General features: G+C 29.1%; 11 protein-coding genes and 1 pseudogene. 4 read left to right on the forward strand and 8 right to left on the reverse strand.

Going from position 1 to position 19,776, the window contains the following annotated elements:
• Positions 1 to 56: 56 nt before the first annotated feature.
• The 3 genes and pseudogenes from ACULEV_RS05775 to ACULEV_RS05785 all read left to right on the forward strand — a co-directional run.
• Positions 57 to 3,713 carry an ATP-dependent DNA helicase gene (locus ACULEV_RS05775; protein ID WP_445457722.1) on the forward strand — a complete coding sequence of 1,219 codons (3,657 nt, stop codon included), beginning with the start codon at positions 57 to 59 and terminating at the stop codon, positions 3,711 to 3,713.
• Positions 3,714 to 3,724: 11 nt separating this feature from the next.
• Positions 3,725 to 10,615, forward strand: a complete 6,891-nt coding sequence (locus tag ACULEV_RS05780) for an AAA domain-containing protein (protein ID WP_445457723.1) — start codon at positions 3,725 to 3,727, stop codon at positions 10,613 to 10,615.
• Between the two features lie 32 nt (positions 10,616 to 10,647).
• A pseudogene (locus ACULEV_RS05785) lies at positions 10,648 to 11,085 on the forward strand (IS1 family transposase); the annotation flags it as partial.
• Position 11,086: 1 nt separating this feature from the next.
• On the opposite strand, the gene ACULEV_RS05790 reads toward ACULEV_RS05785, so the two are convergent.
• From ACULEV_RS05790 to mnmE, 8 genes are all read right to left on the reverse strand, one after another.
• A complete protein-coding gene (locus ACULEV_RS05790; RefSeq protein ID WP_445457724.1) occupies positions 11,087 to 11,794 on the reverse strand; it encodes a hypothetical protein in 708 nt (235 codons plus the stop codon).
• Positions 11,795 to 11,804: 10 nt separating this feature from the next.
• Entirely contained in the window at positions 11,805 to 12,458 is a 654-nt protein-coding gene (locus ACULEV_RS05795) for a hypothetical protein (protein WP_445457725.1), read from the reverse strand.
• A gap of 4 nt (positions 12,459 to 12,462) precedes the next feature.
• Positions 12,463 to 12,693: a hypothetical protein gene (locus ACULEV_RS05800; RefSeq protein ID WP_445457726.1), complete on the reverse strand. Its 231-nt coding sequence runs from the start codon at positions 12,691 to 12,693 to the stop codon at positions 12,463 to 12,465.
• Between the two features lie 198 nt (positions 12,694 to 12,891).
• Complete coding sequence (locus ACULEV_RS05805; RefSeq protein ID WP_445457727.1) at positions 12,892 to 13,248, reverse strand: helix-turn-helix domain-containing protein; 357 nt, start codon at positions 13,246 to 13,248, stop codon at positions 12,892 to 12,894.
• Positions 13,249 to 13,390: 142 nt separating this feature from the next.
• Positions 13,391 to 14,398: a hypothetical protein gene (locus ACULEV_RS05810; RefSeq protein ID WP_445457728.1), complete on the reverse strand. Its 1,008-nt coding sequence runs from the start codon at positions 14,396 to 14,398 to the stop codon at positions 13,391 to 13,393.
• Positions 14,385 to 15,530: a tyrosine-type recombinase/integrase gene (locus ACULEV_RS05815; RefSeq protein WP_445457729.1), complete on the reverse strand. Its 1,146-nt coding sequence runs from the start codon at positions 15,528 to 15,530 to the stop codon at positions 14,385 to 14,387. Before ACULEV_RS05815 ends, ACULEV_RS05810 begins: the two co-directional genes overlap by 14 nt.
• On the reverse strand, positions 15,527 to 16,087 hold the full coding sequence (locus ACULEV_RS05820) for a helix-turn-helix domain-containing protein (protein ID WP_445457730.1): 561 nt from the start codon (positions 16,085 to 16,087) through the stop codon (positions 15,527 to 15,529). Before ACULEV_RS05820 ends, ACULEV_RS05815 begins: the two co-directional genes overlap by 4 nt.
• Before the next feature lie 266 nt (positions 16,088 to 16,353).
• Positions 16,354 to 17,775, reverse strand: a complete 1,422-nt coding sequence (gene mnmE / locus ACULEV_RS05825; RefSeq protein ID WP_445457731.1) for a tRNA uridine-5-carboxymethylaminomethyl(34) synthesis GTPase MnmE — start codon at positions 17,773 to 17,775, stop codon at positions 16,354 to 16,356.
• Between the two features lie 212 nt (positions 17,776 to 17,987).
• Here mnmE and ACULEV_RS05830 point away from each other — a divergent pair, with 212 nt between their 5' ends.
• Positions 17,988 to 19,760: a MutS-related protein gene (locus tag ACULEV_RS05830; protein WP_445457732.1), complete on the forward strand. Its 1,773-nt coding sequence runs from the start codon at positions 17,988 to 17,990 to the stop codon at positions 19,758 to 19,760.
• The last annotated feature ends 16 nt before the right edge of the window (positions 19,761 to 19,776 follow it).

Here is a 19,776-nt window from a genome sequence, read left to right on the forward strand (position 1 = left end):
CCTGAAAATATTTGAGGTTAATAACAGTTTTTTGTACAAAGGTTAAACATACTATAATGAACAAACATTTATCAATACGCATTGCTTGGCACGATAACAAATGGAATGGAACAGTTTGTAACCATCCTTCCCAAAACACTTATTGTATACACTTACCTCGAATTTCAGCAGAGAAAAAAGCGGATCTAGAAGAGAAAAATGCGGGCAAATCTTGGAACAAAATTCAAGATACATTTTTACCACCATGCAAAGCCGAAGGAGGTGCGTTCATGAATACTATTGCTTATAAAAGAACTTTCAATCATCCATATAACCGTCCTAATGGTAAAGATTTACCACATTTAGCATTAAAACCAACTACTGTATCTGTACCACCTTTTAGTAGTTTTGTAGTACCATTTTGGTGGATGTTAAAAGGCAATCAAAAAACACTAAAAGAATGGTATCCTGATTTACCATATGATGAGAATCCTCCATTTAACTCTTCTTGGCTATATACTGCAAAAGCCCAAAATGCTGTACTTCAAAAATTTTTTGATCCCATAAAAGAAAATCATTCGCTAGCCATTTATTATGTTAAAGGAGCTAATCCTATAGATGAAGATATACGAAGATTAATTGCAGGTGTTGGTGTTATTAAAAAGAAATCTTCAGTACTAGAATATGAAAGTAAAGAGAGTCATACTTTTCCACTATGGGATAGATTAATCACACATGGCATCAACCCTAATGAACCTCAAAGCGAAGGAGTTCTTATTCCTTATCAGGAATATTTAGAGTTACCCGAAGATTATATCCATAAAACTAAAGAAGGTAAAAAAACAAAATACGAACTACTTGACGAGATTAAGCTAACGCTTCAGGATACCGGTAGTCGTCAGGAAATCATCGAAGAGTTCGCTTATGGTAGCGAGTGGGTAAATGACAGTACCATGCTTATCATTTTGGCAAAGTTGCGAGCTATAGTTGAAAGAATTAGGGAACATGGCATTGTTAAAGGACATTGGACAGAAAACTTAATTTGGATTGACAGACAAATTGGAAAAGTAAAAGAAAGTATGGGACCATTCCCATCATTTGCAAATGCTTTAATTGCATTAGGTTTCCAATATGGCCATTCTTTAGAAGAGGATTTAAGAAAGGAAAAGAAACTTGGAACCAAAGACAATCCTTGGTATCTTTGGGAGGATTTAATTTATGGTACCACTACATTGTATGGTAAACCCTATAGTAAAGAATTTGTACATTTTAAAGATATCTGGATTAATGAAACACTAGACCGACAAAACTTATTACAATTATTATCACGTTTTGAATTAAGTGATAAACAAATCAAAAATTGGTTTGATCCTATTCTTAGAAATAAAATAGGTGTTAAAGTTTCAGAAAAGGAAATCCTAGCAAATCCATATTTGATAGCAGAAGAAGATAGTGGAGATCAGGATCATTATCCAATAGCAGTTGAAACGATAGACAATGGATTATTTGAGGATGCATCCATTCAGGGTGAATGTATACCAGAAAAACCACAACTTGTCGAATCACCATTAGACAATAGAAGAATAAGAGCTTTAATAATTAGTATTCTTAAAGTAGCCGCTGCAAATGGAGATACATTGCTCTCTATTAATGAAATTACTGAAGGTTTAAATCTATTAAATTTGCAACGAACAACAGTTGTACCAACCCGCTACATTGTTAGTAATCTTGATTTTTTTAAAACAAAATTTGAATACATTAAAACAGAAGAAACGGAAGCCATACAATTAAAAATATATACTGAAATTGAAACTTATTTACGTAAAGTCTTTTTAGCAAGAAGTAAAAGACAATTGGAACCACTTAAAGAAGATTGGGCTGATTTGATTAAAAAAGTAATTAATAAAAGTGGTAAAATATTCAGCTTTGATAATGATAGACATATAGCGGCCCTTAAAGATCAGGTAACAGCTTTACAACAAATAACTAGTAGAAAATTATCCGTATTACATGGTCCAGCTGGGACGGGAAAAACAACAGTTCTAGGGGCGCTTTTTGGGAGTAAAGAGTTAATGAAAGAAGGGATTCTCTTATTAGCTCCAACTGGCAAAGCTAGGGTTAAATTAGGGAAAATGGCAAATGCTGAAGCTTTTACAATTGCTCAATTCTTATCGAAACAAAAAAGATTCGATTGGATTCAAATGAAACCAAAATTCTCGGGAACAGAAAAATACAAAGGGGAACAAAATGTAATCATTGATGAATGCTCTATGCTAACTGAAGATGATTTATACGGATTGTTTCAAGCATTAGATTTGGGACACATCAATAGGATTATTTTAGTTGGCGATCCTTATCAATTACCTCCAATAGGTGCAGGAAGACCTTTTTCAGATTTATGTAATTACATAGAATCTATTAAGTCTGATGATGAAGATACTGAAGCCATTCAATCACTGGCAAGGTTAAAAGAAGTGGTTAGAACTGTTGAAGGCGAGAATTCAGATTGTCTTACGTTAGCTTCTTGGTACTCGGGTTTAAAACCTAGTAAAAATGCAGATTTGATTTTTTCTAAACTAGGAGATAATGACAGCATGAACGACCTGAAAGTAGAAAACTGGCAAACCGAAAAGGAATTGTATAAAAAAATAAATCAAACTTTAGTTGAGGTTCTAAAACTTAAGGATGAAAATGACGAAGTTACTCTAAATAAATTTATTGGAATAAATGGTGATAAAATTGATACTTCAAAAATTGAATCATTTCAAATCCTGACCCCTGTAAAGGCACCTTTTTGGGGAACATTCAGCCTGAACCAAATAATTCAAAATCAATTTAGAAAAAACTTAAAAGATGCAGCTAAAATTGGGGATTATAAAATTGGTCAATACGATAAAGTAATACAAACCAAAAATGAATGGAAAGACGGTTATCCTGGTAATGAGAAGCATCAGCTTTCCAATGGACTGTTAGGTGTCGTATCGCATACATACAAAGGGCATGCAAATGTCGCTTTTACAGGGATGGATGAAAACATCACTTTCGGTTACAGATCACAAGGGCAGGCAGAAACAGATGAAGCCAATATTGAATTGGCCTACACCATAACGGTACACAAAAGTCAAGGAAGTGATTTTGAATATGTTTTTCTGGTAATTCCTAAAACTGGAAGAATAATATCACGAGAGTTGATTTATACCGCTTTAACCAGAGCAAAAAGAAAATTAATTCTGTTAATAGAAGGTGACAATCCGCATTGGATAATTAATTTGTCCAAACCACAACATTCTGAGACATCAAAAAGAAATACTCAGATGTTTAAACCTTCAATAAGAGAAGCAAAATCACACATTCCATTTGTTGAGGGATTAATTCATAAAACAAAAAAAGAAGGTTTGTTGGTTAGAAGCAAATCAGAAGTTATCATCTCAAATGAATTAGAATATCGCGAATTACCATTTGAATACGAAAGAGAATTCATAGGTAAAAATGGTCAAAAGAGAATCCCAGACTTCACCTTTATAGATGCTGCTGGGGACATTATTATATTAGAACATTTAGGAATGCTCTCTGTTCCAAGTTACAAAGCTGATTGGGAAAAGAAAAAGAAGTTTTACGAAGAAAACGGATATCGTATAAACGAAAACCTATTCATTACTACAGAAAGCGAAAAAGGTGGTATCGACTCCAAAGAAATTGAAAGAGTTATAGATGAAATTCAAAAACTACTGTAATTAAAATTTTTATGAAAATAAAAGACATTAGAGAGTTTCGAACATTTTTTAAAACAAAAGTTAGAGAAACAAACGACCTAAATAGAGATGAACACTTTATTGGTACAAAACATTACAATAGTGAAACAGGTAACAATGTTTTTGGTTTCTTCGATTTATACCATGGTCAAAAATCTAAAGGAGTTGTTGATGGAATTAAAGGATTTCTTAAAGGGTTTCTTGATATGGCCCAAGATGCTCAGGCCGTGTATGAATTTTTACAAAATGCTGTGGATGCAAATAGTAGTCATTTTATAATGATATGGGGAGAAGATGAAAATGAAGTTGATGAAGATGGAAAACCAAATGAATATCTAATTGTTCTAAACAACGGTTGGCAATTTGATTTTCCAGCAATTGAATCAATACTAAATGTTGGTGTTTCAACAAAAACAGAAGACGAACATACTATTGGGAAATTTGGTATTGGCTTTAAGTTAGCACATAGGCTGGTAGGTAAAGAAAATGGATTAGATGAGTTATTAGACAAAAATTATGGACCAATATTATTCAGCTGGTCTAATAACGAACTTAAAGCTCTAATTGATGAAAATGGTACTAAAATTACCCCTGAATCCCAAAAATATGAAACCTACAGAGAGAATGAAGAGAAAAAATTTAAAATAGTAAGTGACGAACCTTGGTTTTTCAAAATATTAATCACAAATTTTCCCACTCAGCCTAATGAACTAATAAGGGATGCTTACTACAAAGAAAGTAATAACGCTTTTTCATTAGGTGAGGTAAAAAATCTTTCTAAATGGTTGTCAAAGTATAGTGATGTTATTCCTTTTGACGACTATAAATCAGGTTCGCTTTTTTTTCTGAAATTAGGTTCTGAAAAAAGTAAAGTTCTGGCAAATAATAATTTAAAAGAAGGAATTAGATTTTCTTTATCAATACTGAATGAAGTTGCTGATTCTAAGGTGAGAGGGCTACAAAATGTACACTTAAATGGTGACGATATAACAAATGCGGCACTAAACTTTGAAAGTTACGTGATCGAAAAAAATTCCGATGAATATAAATACATTAGATTCGGCAAGAGTGGTGAACTTTCAGAGAGCGAACAAAAAATAGCTGAAAGTGATTCTAACATTCAATTTCTTTTCGGATATACCGACTATATTAATGCTTTAGAATTAATAAATAATGTTCCCAACTTTTATCTTTTTTTTCCACTTAGTGAAGAGAAACACAAATTAAGATTTATTCTTCATTCAAATGCTTTTTATAAAAAATCAGCAAGAACCTCTTTACATTCAGACGCAATTAATGAAAGGTTATTAGAAACATTTTCAAAATTATTAATCGAAAGTATCAGAAAATTCTCTTCATCTGAAATTAAATCCGAAAGAGAAAAATTTCTTGAAATCTATCCAATATTATTACTTTCACAACTTAGCGATGATACTGATAGAACTTGGATTAATGAACCTTTAATCAGTAATATTCATGATTATCTTAAATCAAATATTCCAGTAGTATCTAATTCAGAATATGGATTTGACATTGAAACAGATCCACAAAATATAAGAATTAAAGTCACGAACTTGGATATCAATCCAGAAACTTTTGGATTAAACATTAAATGGTTCTACTGGGGCAATGATGAATTACTGAAAGATTCGGTTGAGAGTATTTTAGGTCTAAAGCAATTTTCTATACTTGATCTATTACATGAAAAGGAAATTTATGAAAAAGTTAACCTATTATTAAAATCAAATAAACAATTCAGAAATACAATATTATTGGAAATAAACAACCATATTTCAAATGTAACAGGAACAAGTATCTCTACGGAAATATTTAAAGATAATTTTCATGCACTAGATTTATTTGAATTTGACAATGGTGACATAAAAAGTATTAATCAATTAAAGAACCTTGAAGATGATACTAAATATTTATTATTGTTTGAGGGTTTAGAATCCCTTAAAGAACTTTTAACGAAATCTGGGTTTGTTTGTACCAAAGAGGGCTTTTCAAAATACCCACACATTGAAGATTTTATCAGGACAAGACAATCCATTTCCTATAATGATTATAAAGTTCTTAATGAATATTTAAGCTCTGGATTTGAAAAAACAAGTTTAACAATTGACGAAAAACATTTCATTTGTCAAACCCTTGAAAAAGCAAAAGATGACTTTGGGGAGGATCAAAAAAAACGAATGCAAGTACTACGACTATTTGCAAACGAACAAGGAGATATCGTATCACTTGGTTCATTATTGAAAGAAGCAACTAAACTATGGCTAAAACCATTTATTATTAGCAATCATGAATACACAGAAAAATTACACAAATATTTAATTTCTGAAGAAGAAGCCTACACTAAAGTTGTAATTCCACTATGGGATAATATTATTTCAGATAAAAAAGGTTTAATAAAAAAGGATATAAAATCTTTTTATGCGGATATTATTTCTTTTCAAGAAACTACAAAACAACCACAATCTTTATCTAATAACATATTTATACCAACTGCTACCCAATTTTCAATCGCATCAGATGAAATTTATTATCAACCAGAATGGTCCTCGCTAACAACTGACAATTATAAAAAGTTAACCGACCTATATAAATTATATTTTAAAAAAGATTTACCGTTACATGAATCTTTACCTTTTTTAAAAGAACTGCCATTTAGTTTAAACAAATCTACATTCGAAAATTTGTCGATTGAAAAGGAAATGGTAATAGCCAAAGAAGATATAATTGTACTTGCTAAAGCTTGTATTAATGCTAATATGCCATTATTTGAAAAATTTATTATTGTAGAAGCCAAAAATGATTACTCAATAAGGCAAAAAAAAGACAATGAAAATATTGCTTGGTGTTTAAAAGACGATTTTACAATTGATAATCATTTAAAAAAATATCATCAAAACTTAATTATATCGCCAAACATAAATGAGTTAAAAGGACTTATTACTCTAAAAGACAAGGAACTTGTTGAATATTTTATTAACGAGTGGCTAGATAATGATGATACATTTATTTATTCTCTTTCAAAAATAGTTGTTTCACAAGAAGATTCAGTAAAAATAGAGTTCTTAAATAAATGCGGTTTTATATCTATCAATTTACAAGATTACAAGGGATATGAAAAGCTCAAAAATGTAATTAAGGTTGCTCTTTCTTTTGCAGATATTTCAATTCCAAAACCTATTCTTCAGTCCTCAATTTCAATTAGAATAGATGAAACAAAAGCTATCAACTTAAATGATACTATAAGTTCAAATAGTGATTCAATATATTTTGGAGAAGCAAATGAATACCATTTAAAACTCTCGGATATATTTAGTTCTGACGAAACAGGATATTCAAAACATATAGAGTCTATTATTGAAAAACTCCACAATGACTATCAGTATGATAAGTCAAAACTTGGACAGCTGTTCAATTTGAATGAATCAGAAAATAAAGAAGATATTTTATTACGAATAAATAGTTCTATCAAAAGTAATGGATACTTAGCAAATGCATCACAATTATGCTATATCTTGCTTTATAAAAAATACATTGATAAGGAAATTAGTTTATCAAATTACTCATTAATACATAGTGAATCAACAGTCAAACTTGATGGTCAATTTGCACTTTCAAATGAAATATTTAGCTTGTTTAGTACTGATTCATACCTAGATAAAGCATATGATAAGGTCGCTGCTATTTTAAAATTATCTAGTATTTCCCCATATTTCAATTTAGAAAGTGTTAGCCTTTATTTACAGCCTGTAATTGAAGGCGGCACTTTACTAGGTCCTATATTAAAAGAAAACCTATCTGTAGAGGAGCAAATAAATATATTAGACTTCCTACTTTGTCATTATAGGGGTAGTAATCTCTTAACTTATAGTAATTCATGGTCTTCAGTGTTTGGTTTCAACCCTACATTATACGTTTCAGCTAAATACGCATATAAGGAAAAAGAATCCTTACCAGAACATATTTTTAAATGGAGTTGGGACGAAAAAATTGAAGAACGAAGACGACTTAAAGCCTCTTTACTTTCAGCAATTGGTTTCAATTTACCATGGTCATTAATAAATACTTTACGTGAAGTTTTAATTGATGATAATACTCTTAAGATATTTAATATTGCTGAACTGGAATTATTACCTGTAGAACTTTTAGCAAATACAATTTTATTAATAAACAATGTGAAGCCTAATTTTCAACTATCTAATTTTCATAAAAACTATGACTTACTAAAAGCATTAGTGAAAAAATGTATTCAAAATGGTTTTCTTAACATGCCTCTTCCTATAAATAATCAAGAATCAAATGAATACAATCTTGTATTAAATACTGAAAATAATATTTACTATTATGACAATAATATATTTCATGAACTATTAAAACTAAATATTGATTTAAGAGACATCATTAGAGTAGAAAATGTAAAAGTTTATGATGCATCCACATGGTCTGAGTCGGAAGCTCTAAAGGACTCATTAAGAAAAATTGAAATTAAGAAAGAAAATGACCTTGAACAAATAATTTCAATAAGAGAAGAGTGGTTATATAATTTTTATCTTGAATGGAAACTAAAATACCCTGAAATATCACTCCATTATTACAATGGTTTACCAATTAAATTGAGTTTAGATGGTAATTACATTAAGAGCATAAATACAGATGAATATCATTTTGAAGAAAATATCATTCATTGCCCTAGGAAATTTAGTTTCCAAGAAATTTCTAATTTCTTAAAGACAACAACTTGGCTAACTCTAAATGCCATTGATGATTTAATAGAATTACATCAGTCTCATCAAATGAAAATTATCGAATTACTTAACAATCCAATAATTGATGATGAAATGAGAAAGATTGTTGATGAAAAGAGAAAAGAGTTAGAAGTAATTGCACATAGAAAAGAACTCCGAGAAAGTTTGTCAATAAACCAATATTCCTATAAATGGTTTTTAGATTTTATTGAAATTCAAAAGCTACAAGATAATGAATCAGATGTTTCTAAGCCAGAGCAAGAAATATCATTTTTTGCTGCTGAATGGGAAGTTGACTCACAAAGGTTAATAAAACTAAAAGACCCAAATAGAAACGTTACTCCAACTATTGAATACTGTACTGACTTTACTGCAATTTTTACATTTAATAATAGAAAATCCCTAGAAGTAAAAGTACAAGATATTTCTAAAAAAGGGCAGGTAGTATGGGCTATGCTATCAAAACCAAAGGATTTAATTGACGCTAATTTAAAAGATGTAAAAAGAGTTGAATTAAAATTTTCTAGATCAGTAAATTTATTAGATAGATTATATAATGCTTTTAAAAGGCTGGGCCATGAAAAAGACTGGGAAGACAATTATAACCTAAAAGAAAATCTTTCTCATGAAATCCATTTTATTTTTGGTCCTCCTGGAACAGGAAAGACAACAACAATTGCTGAAAGACTAGCAAAATTAATGAATGAAAAGCCTAATTTAAAGGTGTTAGTTCTTACTCCTACCAATAAAGCAGCGGATGTACTTACTGAAAGAATAATGAGTAAAGTAGGTCATGATGATCATTGGCTTGTTCGATATGGAGCAACGTTTTCAAATGATGTGATTGAAAGAGATTTATTAAAAGATAAGGCAACATTCATTTATGACGCTTATCCTAAATGTGTTTGTATAAGTACAATTCATAGAATACCCTATGAGGAAATAACTTTAAAAATTGAAGAAAAAGAACTGATAACTTCTCGTCTTTCAGATATGGATTGGGATTATGTGATTTTTGATGAATCATCTATGATACCATTATCATATATAATGTATGCATTGCATAAATGCAAAAGTCAATTCGAAAATAAAATCACACAATACTGGATTGGTGGAGATCCGTATCAAATTCCTCCAGTAATGGATATTGACAACGAAGATTTACCTTCTGATTTTAATAAGGAGGCAAATATATATTCGTTAATTGGCTTAGAAAGTTTTGACGTAAATGAGCAACAGTTAATTCCTATTTATGGTGAAAACAATAAAATCGAAAACCTTAAAATACAGTATAGAAGTATTGAATTAATAGGAAGTCTTTTTAGTAAATTTACATATAATGATAGTTTAAAACATGATAGATCCAGTCGAAAAGATAGTTCAAAAAATGTAAGACCTCTGCCAGAAAAAGTTCAACAACTGGGAATTAAACAAATCACATTATTAAAATTCCCAATAAATCTTGATGATTCTGTATATAGTCCTTCAAAATTAAGAAAAAGTCCATATCACATTTACTCAGCCATTCTAGTTTTAGAGATGATAATCCATTTTGAGAAAAACATGAATAATGATGAGGTATGGACAATTGGTATAGTTTGCCCATATCGTTCTCAAGCAACTCTAATCAATAAGATGATTGAATCTCTAGACTTAAATCATAATCTAAATATAATAACAGATACAGTTCATGGTTTTCAAGGTGATGAATGTGATATTGTATATTTTGTCCTAAATCCACCAAACCATTCGATTTCACATCCAAGTTATGGTGCATTTGTTCATAAACATTATTTGATAAATGTTGCTATAAGTAGAGCAAAAGATTATTTAGTTATCCTATATCCTGATAATAACACTCAAGGGATTAATAATCTTGTAAAAATAAATCAAGACAATAGTCACAGTATTGAGGATATTTTAAAAAACAAAATGGATGTAAAACTTGATGATATCACTATTCATTCCAGTACAATAGAAGAAAAGCTATTCGGAGACAGTAAATTTATTGAGAAGAATATTGTTACTAATAAACATCAACTTGTAAATGTTTACAATGTTGCCCAAAAAAAATATATTGTAAAAGAAGGTACGACGGCTATTGATATTCAATTTAAAAGTTAATAAATTGTCAAAATTTTAATAAAAATAGAAATATTTTAAAAAGAATAATTGCTATTGCTAAAAAGATTCAGAATCCTATTTTCTTTAAGAATAAAAGCTATGAAGTAGATGAAATGCGTTGCTATTTAAAACGAAAAGACAAACCCATATGGATAGTATATGCTATGGAAAGGAAAACAAAACGAGTAGTGAGTTTTAGTTTAGGAAGAAGAACCAAAAGAACCATTCAATATGTAACTAATTCATTATTACTTTCAACACCAAAAGCCATTTACACTGATGGGTTAGTACATTATAAATCTTTAATAAATAAAGTAATACATAGAGTAACACGTTTTGGTACGAATCAAATTGAAAGAAATAATTTGTCTATGCGAACCCATTTAAAACGATTGCAACGCAAAACCATTTGTCTTTCTAGAAGTTACATACAGTTGCAATGTGTATTATGCATTTATTTCTGGAGTTGAGTTATTTTCTGTAACTCTTATCTTGTAATTGTATAAAGTTGAAACTTCCTATAATTCGATCATACACTCTGCCTTCATACCTGTAAAATTCTTCAATGGCTAATTCCATGTTATTTGGATTTTCTTCTTGATAGTTGGCTGTTATAATAGAAGCGATTTTTTTATTTTCACATCTTTTAAAAAGTATTTCTTTAAATATATCCTTTTTCCCAAACCGAGATGCTTCTTTTTCACTTTTTAAATCATCAAATATTCGATATCCGTTATTATATTTTTCATTAAAAGCTGATATATTTTCTTGTATAGTAGTTTCAAATTCTTGAACCACATCAATTACTGCATTGAATTTTAAAGTAATTTGAGATTTGAAAACTGAATTGATTAAGTTTTGAAATGTTTTTAAAATGGTGCTTTTTCCTGTGCCATAACCACCTATAATAATTAACCCTTTTTGCAATGAAAAGTTGGTGCCAATGATAGGGTAGAGTAGGTTGGAATTGAAGAAATTATCTTTGTTTTGGAAATAGTAAATTAAGGTATAAACCAATTGTTTCGCTTCTATATTTTCAATAAAAGGCACTTGATGATCTCTAAAGTATTGAATTTTAAAAAACTGATATATTTTTTTTGCTTCAATAGTTTCAGGAAGTCTAGGTTTTATCAATTCAAATTCATTTGATTTAGTCAATAAATTTATATCAATTTCCATGTGGTATTGTTTATCGGTTAGTATATATCTTCTTTTTGTCGGTTGAGTTAGTATTATAATTTTTCCAACTGGATAATCGAGTCTCTAAATTCCAAAATTTTTCTTCTTCAAATCGCAGCCGCTCAGTTTGCTTGTTTTCTTCTGTCCAAAATTTTAAAAACTGTTGTAAGACATCCATTGAAAATTGATTTCTGAAATTGAAAATTTGTGTTTTAAAAATTTCTATTCTTTCTTTAATTTCTATTTCTTTATTTACTTTATTAGTTGTTGTGATTGGTGTGTTATCGGATTGTTTTTTGTTTGTGTTTGGAACTTCAATTGGTTGGTTACTTGAAATAGGTATTTCATCATAAATAGTTGATTTTGTTATTTTTATCTTAGTGAATTTGTTTGTGCTTTGAGTAACAATATAATTTGTCGTTTTAAGCTTTTTTAAAGCGGTTCTAATAATGCTTTCGGATAGCTTTAATTCTTTGCTTAAATTTTTTGTCGATGTAATTAATTCTCCTGGATAAATGATGTGACCTTGCCACTTTTTCGTGGTATAATTAGATTTAAGCAACAAATGAAGCATTACTCTAAAGGTGTTATTATCTTGATACCATTCCCAATCAAGTATATTTCGTTTTAATTTAATAAATCCTTTATCTATTGAATTTTCCATTTTCTTATTTTTTTAGATAAACTACTGTTCTAGAATCTATATCATAATAAGGATAGTTACCATAATGATCAGTTTGCATATTTAGAATTTCATGATACCTCTGTAAGACTAATTCTTTAATTTCCTTAATGTCTTTTTTCGTAGCAGGTTTATTCTCATCTCTAGTTAACCAATTCGTAATAGTATTTGCTGCAAATGTTCCAACAGCAGCATTTCCAATGCCTGCAACACTCATTTTTTTAATCGAAGTTTTACTGGTTTTATTTTTTTGTGTTGGAAGGCTAAGTTGCGTTTTCTTTTTTAGATTAAAAGCAAGCGTTCTGCAACTATTACTACAGTACTTTTGTTTCTTTCTTCTTTTAGGTTTATATTCCTTGTTACAATAATGACAGGTGTATAAATAACTTTCCATATGCGTAAAGGTTACGTTAGATTAACGATTAAATAGTGATTTTTTTGCTAAATACTCGTTAGCTTTTGCTTCCAAGTCGGCTTTAGAATTGTTCTTTCCGTTTTCTAACCAATGGAGAATATCTAATTTTGAGAAACGCAACATTTTACCTTTTTTAATATAAGGAATGGTATTACGATGAACATGACCATAAATTGTAGGTTTTGTTAAACCGATAAGTTTGGTTAATTCTTCAATGTTTAAAAATTCGTCTGGAGAAGTTGTTGGAGATGGAGTAGAAATAATTGTTCCTTCCAACTTGTTTTGAATGTTTGCTGTAATTTGCTCTGCAAGTACTTTTATATTTTCTTCTGAGAGCATGTAAAATTGTTGGCTCATAATTTTGGTTTTTATTATTGACCCAGCAAACGTATAAAAGAAAAATCCCTTAAGAAATACTTTAGGGATAGCTTAGGGATGGTTTACGGATAAGGTAACAATTTGAATTACAACTTTTTGTTTTTAAGTTTGTTATTTGTTTTTATACATTTTTTGTTTTATTTTGTTCATTTACTAAAGTAATTCTATGTTTTATTAATCTTTGTTTTGTAATATTTAACTCGATATTTTCAATTTTATTCAAAACATTATCAACAATAGATAACATTATTTTACTACTTCCTTTTCTAAAAACGCCTTTATTCACTTTCTGATAAAATAAATTTGACGCAGAGGAACCTTCAAATATTGATTTATCTTTAATTTCTCCTATTAAAATTAATAGTTTAATCTTTTCAGTTGTAGGAATTGAATTATCATCAGCGATACAAAGATTTAATAGTAATGCTTGCTCATCTACATTAAAATCATGTTTCTTTTGATTATTTTTAATCTGTTTTATACCATTAGGTGTATTTTTTTCTGTTTCTTCTGTTATTATAACATATCTAATATTGTTATATTCGTCAGTTTCTTCTTTAGCATATGGGATAAATTCATTAGGATAAAATTTCTTATGGAGTCTCTTGTAAATAGTACTATTGATTACATGTCCTTCAAAAGGCTTTAAATAAAAATCACCACTATAATCGTTTTTATAAAATAGAATATATAAATCACTATTTTTTAAAAGTAAAGCTTCAATTTGTTTTGCTGTATCGTATTGCAATAAATAAATAACGAAATTTTCAAAAGTTAAGTTGTCAAATTCATCGCTGTATTGGTGGTTTGGTATCTTATTAATTTTATCAAAGGAAAGATATGCTTTATACATTTCATTTTGTAACACTAGTTTAATTGCATCTTGTTTATTATCATATGTGTCAATTGAGTTTTTAAATAAATGATAATATGTATCAAAATGAGAATGATATATATCGATAAAATTTGTTTTTATAAATGTTTCAAATAGTACAGTTCTGGTTTCGTCAATTGCAAACTCAGGTTTTCTGCCTTGATTCTTAAACTCTTTAAATTTTTTCTTTATTAAATCTTCTATTTTTTTATGTTCAGTTGCAATTATATCGTCAATTTTATCAAGAAATTCCATCTAAATTTAAATTTATGCGGTTAGCAGCTTCAATTTTATTTTTGTCTAATATTTTTGTGTAAATCTGCGTCGTTGCAACATTCTTATGTCCTAACAATTTGGATACCGTATATATATCTGTTCCGTTTGCTAATTGCAACGTGGCGTAACTGTGTCTAAAGTTATGAAAAGAAATTTTTTTTGTAATATTTCCATCGACCAACCACGCTTTTAATGGTCTAGTGATTTGTGAATATTTAATTCCTCCAAAAATTAATCCTTTTGAAGTCTCCTGTGATTTAAGAATATTATAGGCAGTTTCTGAAATAGGATGGTTTTTTATATTTTTTGTTTTCTGTTCTCTAAATTGAATATAATATCCTTGATGTTTGTCTTTGTAGACGTCTTTCCATTCTAACTTATTGATATCTACAAAACGTAAACCACTCAAAGCAGAAAAAAGTGACATATGCTTCACTTTTTCATATTTAATGGGAATTTGCCATAAGTGAGTTAATTCTTCTTCGGTTAAATATTCTCTATGGGTTTCTTCTTCTTTAATATACTCAGCTTCATCAGCTAGATTTGTTTCAATAAAGTTTCTTTTATAGGCTTGTTTTAAAACATAAATGAAATTTTTATAATAGGAGGAAGCAGTATTTCTAGATATTTTTTTTGGTTCTTTGGAATTCCTAGTGGTTTTTACATTTAATAAATAAGTTCTATATCGATTAATATAATTAACATCTAATTGACTGGTCATAATTATACCATTAGAAAAATTTATAAAATGATTTAAAGAGGCCTTCCAAGTGTTGTAATTTGACTCACTAGTTTTATTATAATATTCATCTACTATATTTTGATAGAAATTTACAAAATCGATATTGATGTTTATATTTTCTTTAAATCCAAACTCTTTATTTCTTATCTGAAGTTCTCTTTTTGATTTCACAAGATTTGCCACCTCAAAAGCTTCTTGATTGAATTTTTTTTCTTCCTGATTTTTAGGATTGATGAAAACATGTAAATCTAAAAACTCTCTTCTTGTTTTTTCTCCTGTATTGGGATTGATGATTTCAGGATAATAATCCAAATACAAACTTTCCTTTTCAGATTTTAATTTTTTCTTTCGTAAAGTAACTTTTATCATGATATAAAAATTTTATCTATATCCTCTTTTTTAACTAGAACGTGCTTGCCAAAACTTTTCTTTTGAATATTTAGCCTGTTTATTATATTATACAAGGCACTACTTGATATATTATATTTTTCAACTATTTCATTTAAATTATAAGCATTATCGGGAGTAATATTCTCTTTAATTTGTTCTTGGTTTAAATTAGAAGTATTCATGTTTAATTCGAAATAATAATCGATATCCTTTCTTCTAATTAAAGTTTTTCTTGTTGAAAAATTATAAGAGTTGAGCTCTTTGCTTTGTATTAAACGATAGACTGTTCTTTTAGACATATTCAAAATCAATGCAGTTTCACTAACGGTTAAAAAATCTTTCTTATTGACTTCTTCAATAGAGGTGATGTTTAATTTCGTTGCTTTTTCAACGATTTCAATTTCACCCTTTTTCTTGACTAGTTTGTAATGTTTTCTATTGCAATTATGCGAACAGTAACGTGTTTTTATTGTTTTAGCAATAAACTCATTTTTACAGCATTCGCATATTTTTTTTATGGATAGATTTGAACTCATTCGCTAGATTTTATTTTTTTTCTACAAAGACAATTACGTTTTCTTAAGTTTATTTAAGAAGAAATAAGTGCCATAAATTCGCTTTATTTTTCAAATATAGAAAAAAATAATTTTAGAGGTACAAGGGAGGTACAAATAATTAAAAAATAGGGATAAATTTTAAAAAAAATGAAAGATGTTGAAAAAAGAAAAAACCTACTTTTTAGTAGGTTTTTAAAGGGTTTTGTTTGTAAAATTGATTGATTTTTATATTTATTTTATGTCAATTATTTGCCAATACAAAAATTAGCAAAAATATTCCCTAACAACTCATCATTGGTAACTTCACCAGTAATTTCACCAAAATAGAATAAGGCTTGTCTAATGTCAATTGCCATTAAATCAGAGGAAATACCTGAATCTAAACCCCATTTTACTTTTTGTACTTCTTCTAATGCTTTTAATAAAGAATCATAATGACGTGTGTTTGTTACTATTGTTTCATTATTGCGTAAAGCACCTGTGTTTACAAAAGAGAGTAGGGTGTTTTTTAGTTCGTCGATGCCAGTTTTTTGTTTAGCAGAAAGGGTTATCAGTTTTCTGTTGTCGGTTGTAGGCTGCGAGTTGTCTGTTAACTCGTTTCTGAAAGTAGCAATTGCTTCAGGAGTTAATTGATCTACTTTATTTAAAACAATGATTAAAGGTTTTAAAGGGAATTTATTGCTGATTTTTGCTATTTCAACTTTCACATTAGGCAAACTGATAACTGACAACTGAGAACTGTCAACTAAAAGTAATACAACCTGCGCTTGCTCAATTTTTTCAAATGTTTTTTGAATACCAATGCTTTCTACTACATCTTTGGTTTCACGAATACCAGCTGTATCAATGAATCGAAAGCCTATTCCTTCAATGACTAATTCGTCTTCAATGGTATCACGAGTGGTTCCTGCAATGTCTGAAACTATAGCTCGTTCTTCGTTTAATAATGCATTTAATAAAGTCGATTTTCCCACATTGGGTTCACCCACAATAGCTACAGGAATTCCATTTTTAATTACGTTTCCAACAGCAAATGAATCGATTAATCGTTTTAAAACAAACTCAATACGTTCTAATAGTTCATGAAAAGCAGTTCTGTCGGCAAATTCTACATCTTCTTCAGCAAAGTCTAATTCTAATTCAATTAAGGAAGCAAAATTTAAAAGCTCTTCACGTAGCTTAGCAATTTCGTTAGAAAAACCACCACGCATTTGTTGCATCGCTATTTGGTGACTCGCTTCATTATCAGAGGCAATTAAATCGGCAACAGCTTCTGCTTGTGAAAGGTCTAATTTGCCATTTAAAAATGCACGTAAAGTAAATTCACCTGCTTGAGCCATTTTTGCTCCTTTACGAAGTAATAACTGAATAATTTGTTGTTGAATAAAAGTAGAACCATGACAGGATATTTCCACTACATTTTCACCCGTGTAAGAATTGGGTCCTTTAAATAGGGAAAGCAATACTTGATCATATACTTTTGAACCCTCTGTAATATGTCCTAAATGAATAGTATGCGTTTTTTGTTTACCAATGTCTTTACCAGAAACCGATTGAAATACTTGTGAAGCTATACTAATAGCTTCTTTACCAGATAATCGAATAATTGCAATGGCACCAGCACCAGATGGAGTAGCAAGGGCAACAATAGTTTCTTGTGAAATCATTTTGATAAATTAGACTGCAAAGATAAAACTAAAAATGAAAGGGAACAAGAAAGAGAAAGGAAGTACCAATAGAGAAATAAAAGCAACTAACTGATTAAAGTTTTGGATAGATAAGTGTTTACCAAAGTTTATAAATTGTGTTTAAAAATTTGTTCTTGAATTTAAAATAGACATTGACATTGAAAAACTATATTTGTACTCAAATTATAGATATGAGCCTTTATTTATCCCTTAAAAAAGCGAAGCAAGCTGAAATAAAAAAAATTAAAAAAGAAATTAATTTACTGAGTTTTCTTCGGTTTTTAAGTATTCTTATTGTCCTTTATTCAGGATATTCGCTTTATAAAGAATATAGTCAATTGTATTTGTTTATAGGATTGATTTCTCTTGTTGCTTTCTTTTTTTTATTGCGTTATTATGATAAAAAGAATAATTTGAAAAAGCATAAAGAAGCTATCGTAGCTATAAATGATAACGAATTGGCCTTTTTAAATAATGAGAAGAATATTTTTGAAAACGGATTGGAATTTACTGATGTGCATCATGAATATGGATATGATTTGGATATTTTTGGTGAGAATTCATTATTCCAAAATTTAAATAGAACGCATACTTACATTGGTAAAAAAACATTAGCAAATGCATTATTAAATCAAGTTCCTAATGATGCTATAATTGACAACCAAGAAGCTATTAAAGAACTAGCCTCAAAAATTGAATGGAGACAAGATTTTATGGCTAATGCCAAAATTAGTAAAGACACCGAAAAATATTACAAACAGTTAATAGAATGGAGCAATTATAATAGTAAACCTTTTTCTAGGTTAGCAGTTGTTTTGTCTTATGTTTTACCAATAGTATTTATTCTTCTTGCATTTGCTTATTATTTTAGTGATTCAAATAATTTGTTTTCTTATTTGGTTGCTTCTTTTTTATTGAATTTAGGTTTTGCCTCTAGATTTTTTAAGAGAATTAAACTAGAAAATGAATATTCTACTGCGATCGATAAAATAGTAAAGCAATACGGATTAATGATTGCTAATATTGAACAAGAGGCGTTTAAATCCAAGAAATTAATTGCTTTGCAAAATAATTTAAAAACAAAATCTATAAGAGCGAGTGTTTCGTTACATAAATTATCGAGATTATTTTCCGTTCTAGATAGTGTTGCTAATCCTTTAGTAGCTATATTTTTAAACGGATTTTTTTTATATCATATAATTAGTCTGAGAGCAATTATACAATGGAAGACTAATCATGCTAAGGATTTAGAGAATTGGCTTGCCGTTATAGGAGAATTTGAAGTTTTACAAAGTTTAGCTAATTTTTCCTATAACAATCCAGATTTTACTTTTCCAATACTGAATGAAAATCATGAGATTTCTTTTACGAAAATGTCTCATCCACTATTAAATGCTAAAAGCAGAGTAACTAATACGATTGATTTTCAACCCAAGTCTTTTATTATTCTCACAGGATCAAATATGTCTGGTAAAAGTACTTTTCTAAGAAGTTTAGGCGTTAATATGGTTTTAGCAAGAATAGGTTCGGTAGTTTGTGCTTCACAGGCAAATGTACATCCTATGCCTATTTTAGTTTCCATGCGATTGTCTGATTCATTATCTGATAGTGAATCTTATTTTTATGCAGAAATTAAGCGATTAAAACAAATTATGAATGCATTAGAAGAGAAGCGTTCGTTTGTATTATTAGATGAAATCTTAAGAGGCACAAATTCCGATGATAAGCGTTCTGGAACAGTAGAGGTGATTAAAAAAATGATTGGTCAAAAAGCAATAGGAGCTATAGCCACTCATGATATTGAGGTATGTTTAACAGCCGATGAATTTCCTAATAAATTAATTAACAAATGTTTTGAGGTGGAAATAAATAATAACGATTTGCATTTTGATTATACTTTACGCGATGGCATTTGTAAAAATAAAAGTGCTACTTTTTTAATGAAGAAAATAGGAGTTATTTAAAAATAAGTTTGTCAAA

The sequence above is a fragment of the Flavobacterium sp. HNIBRBA15423 genome (assembly GCF_052655965.1).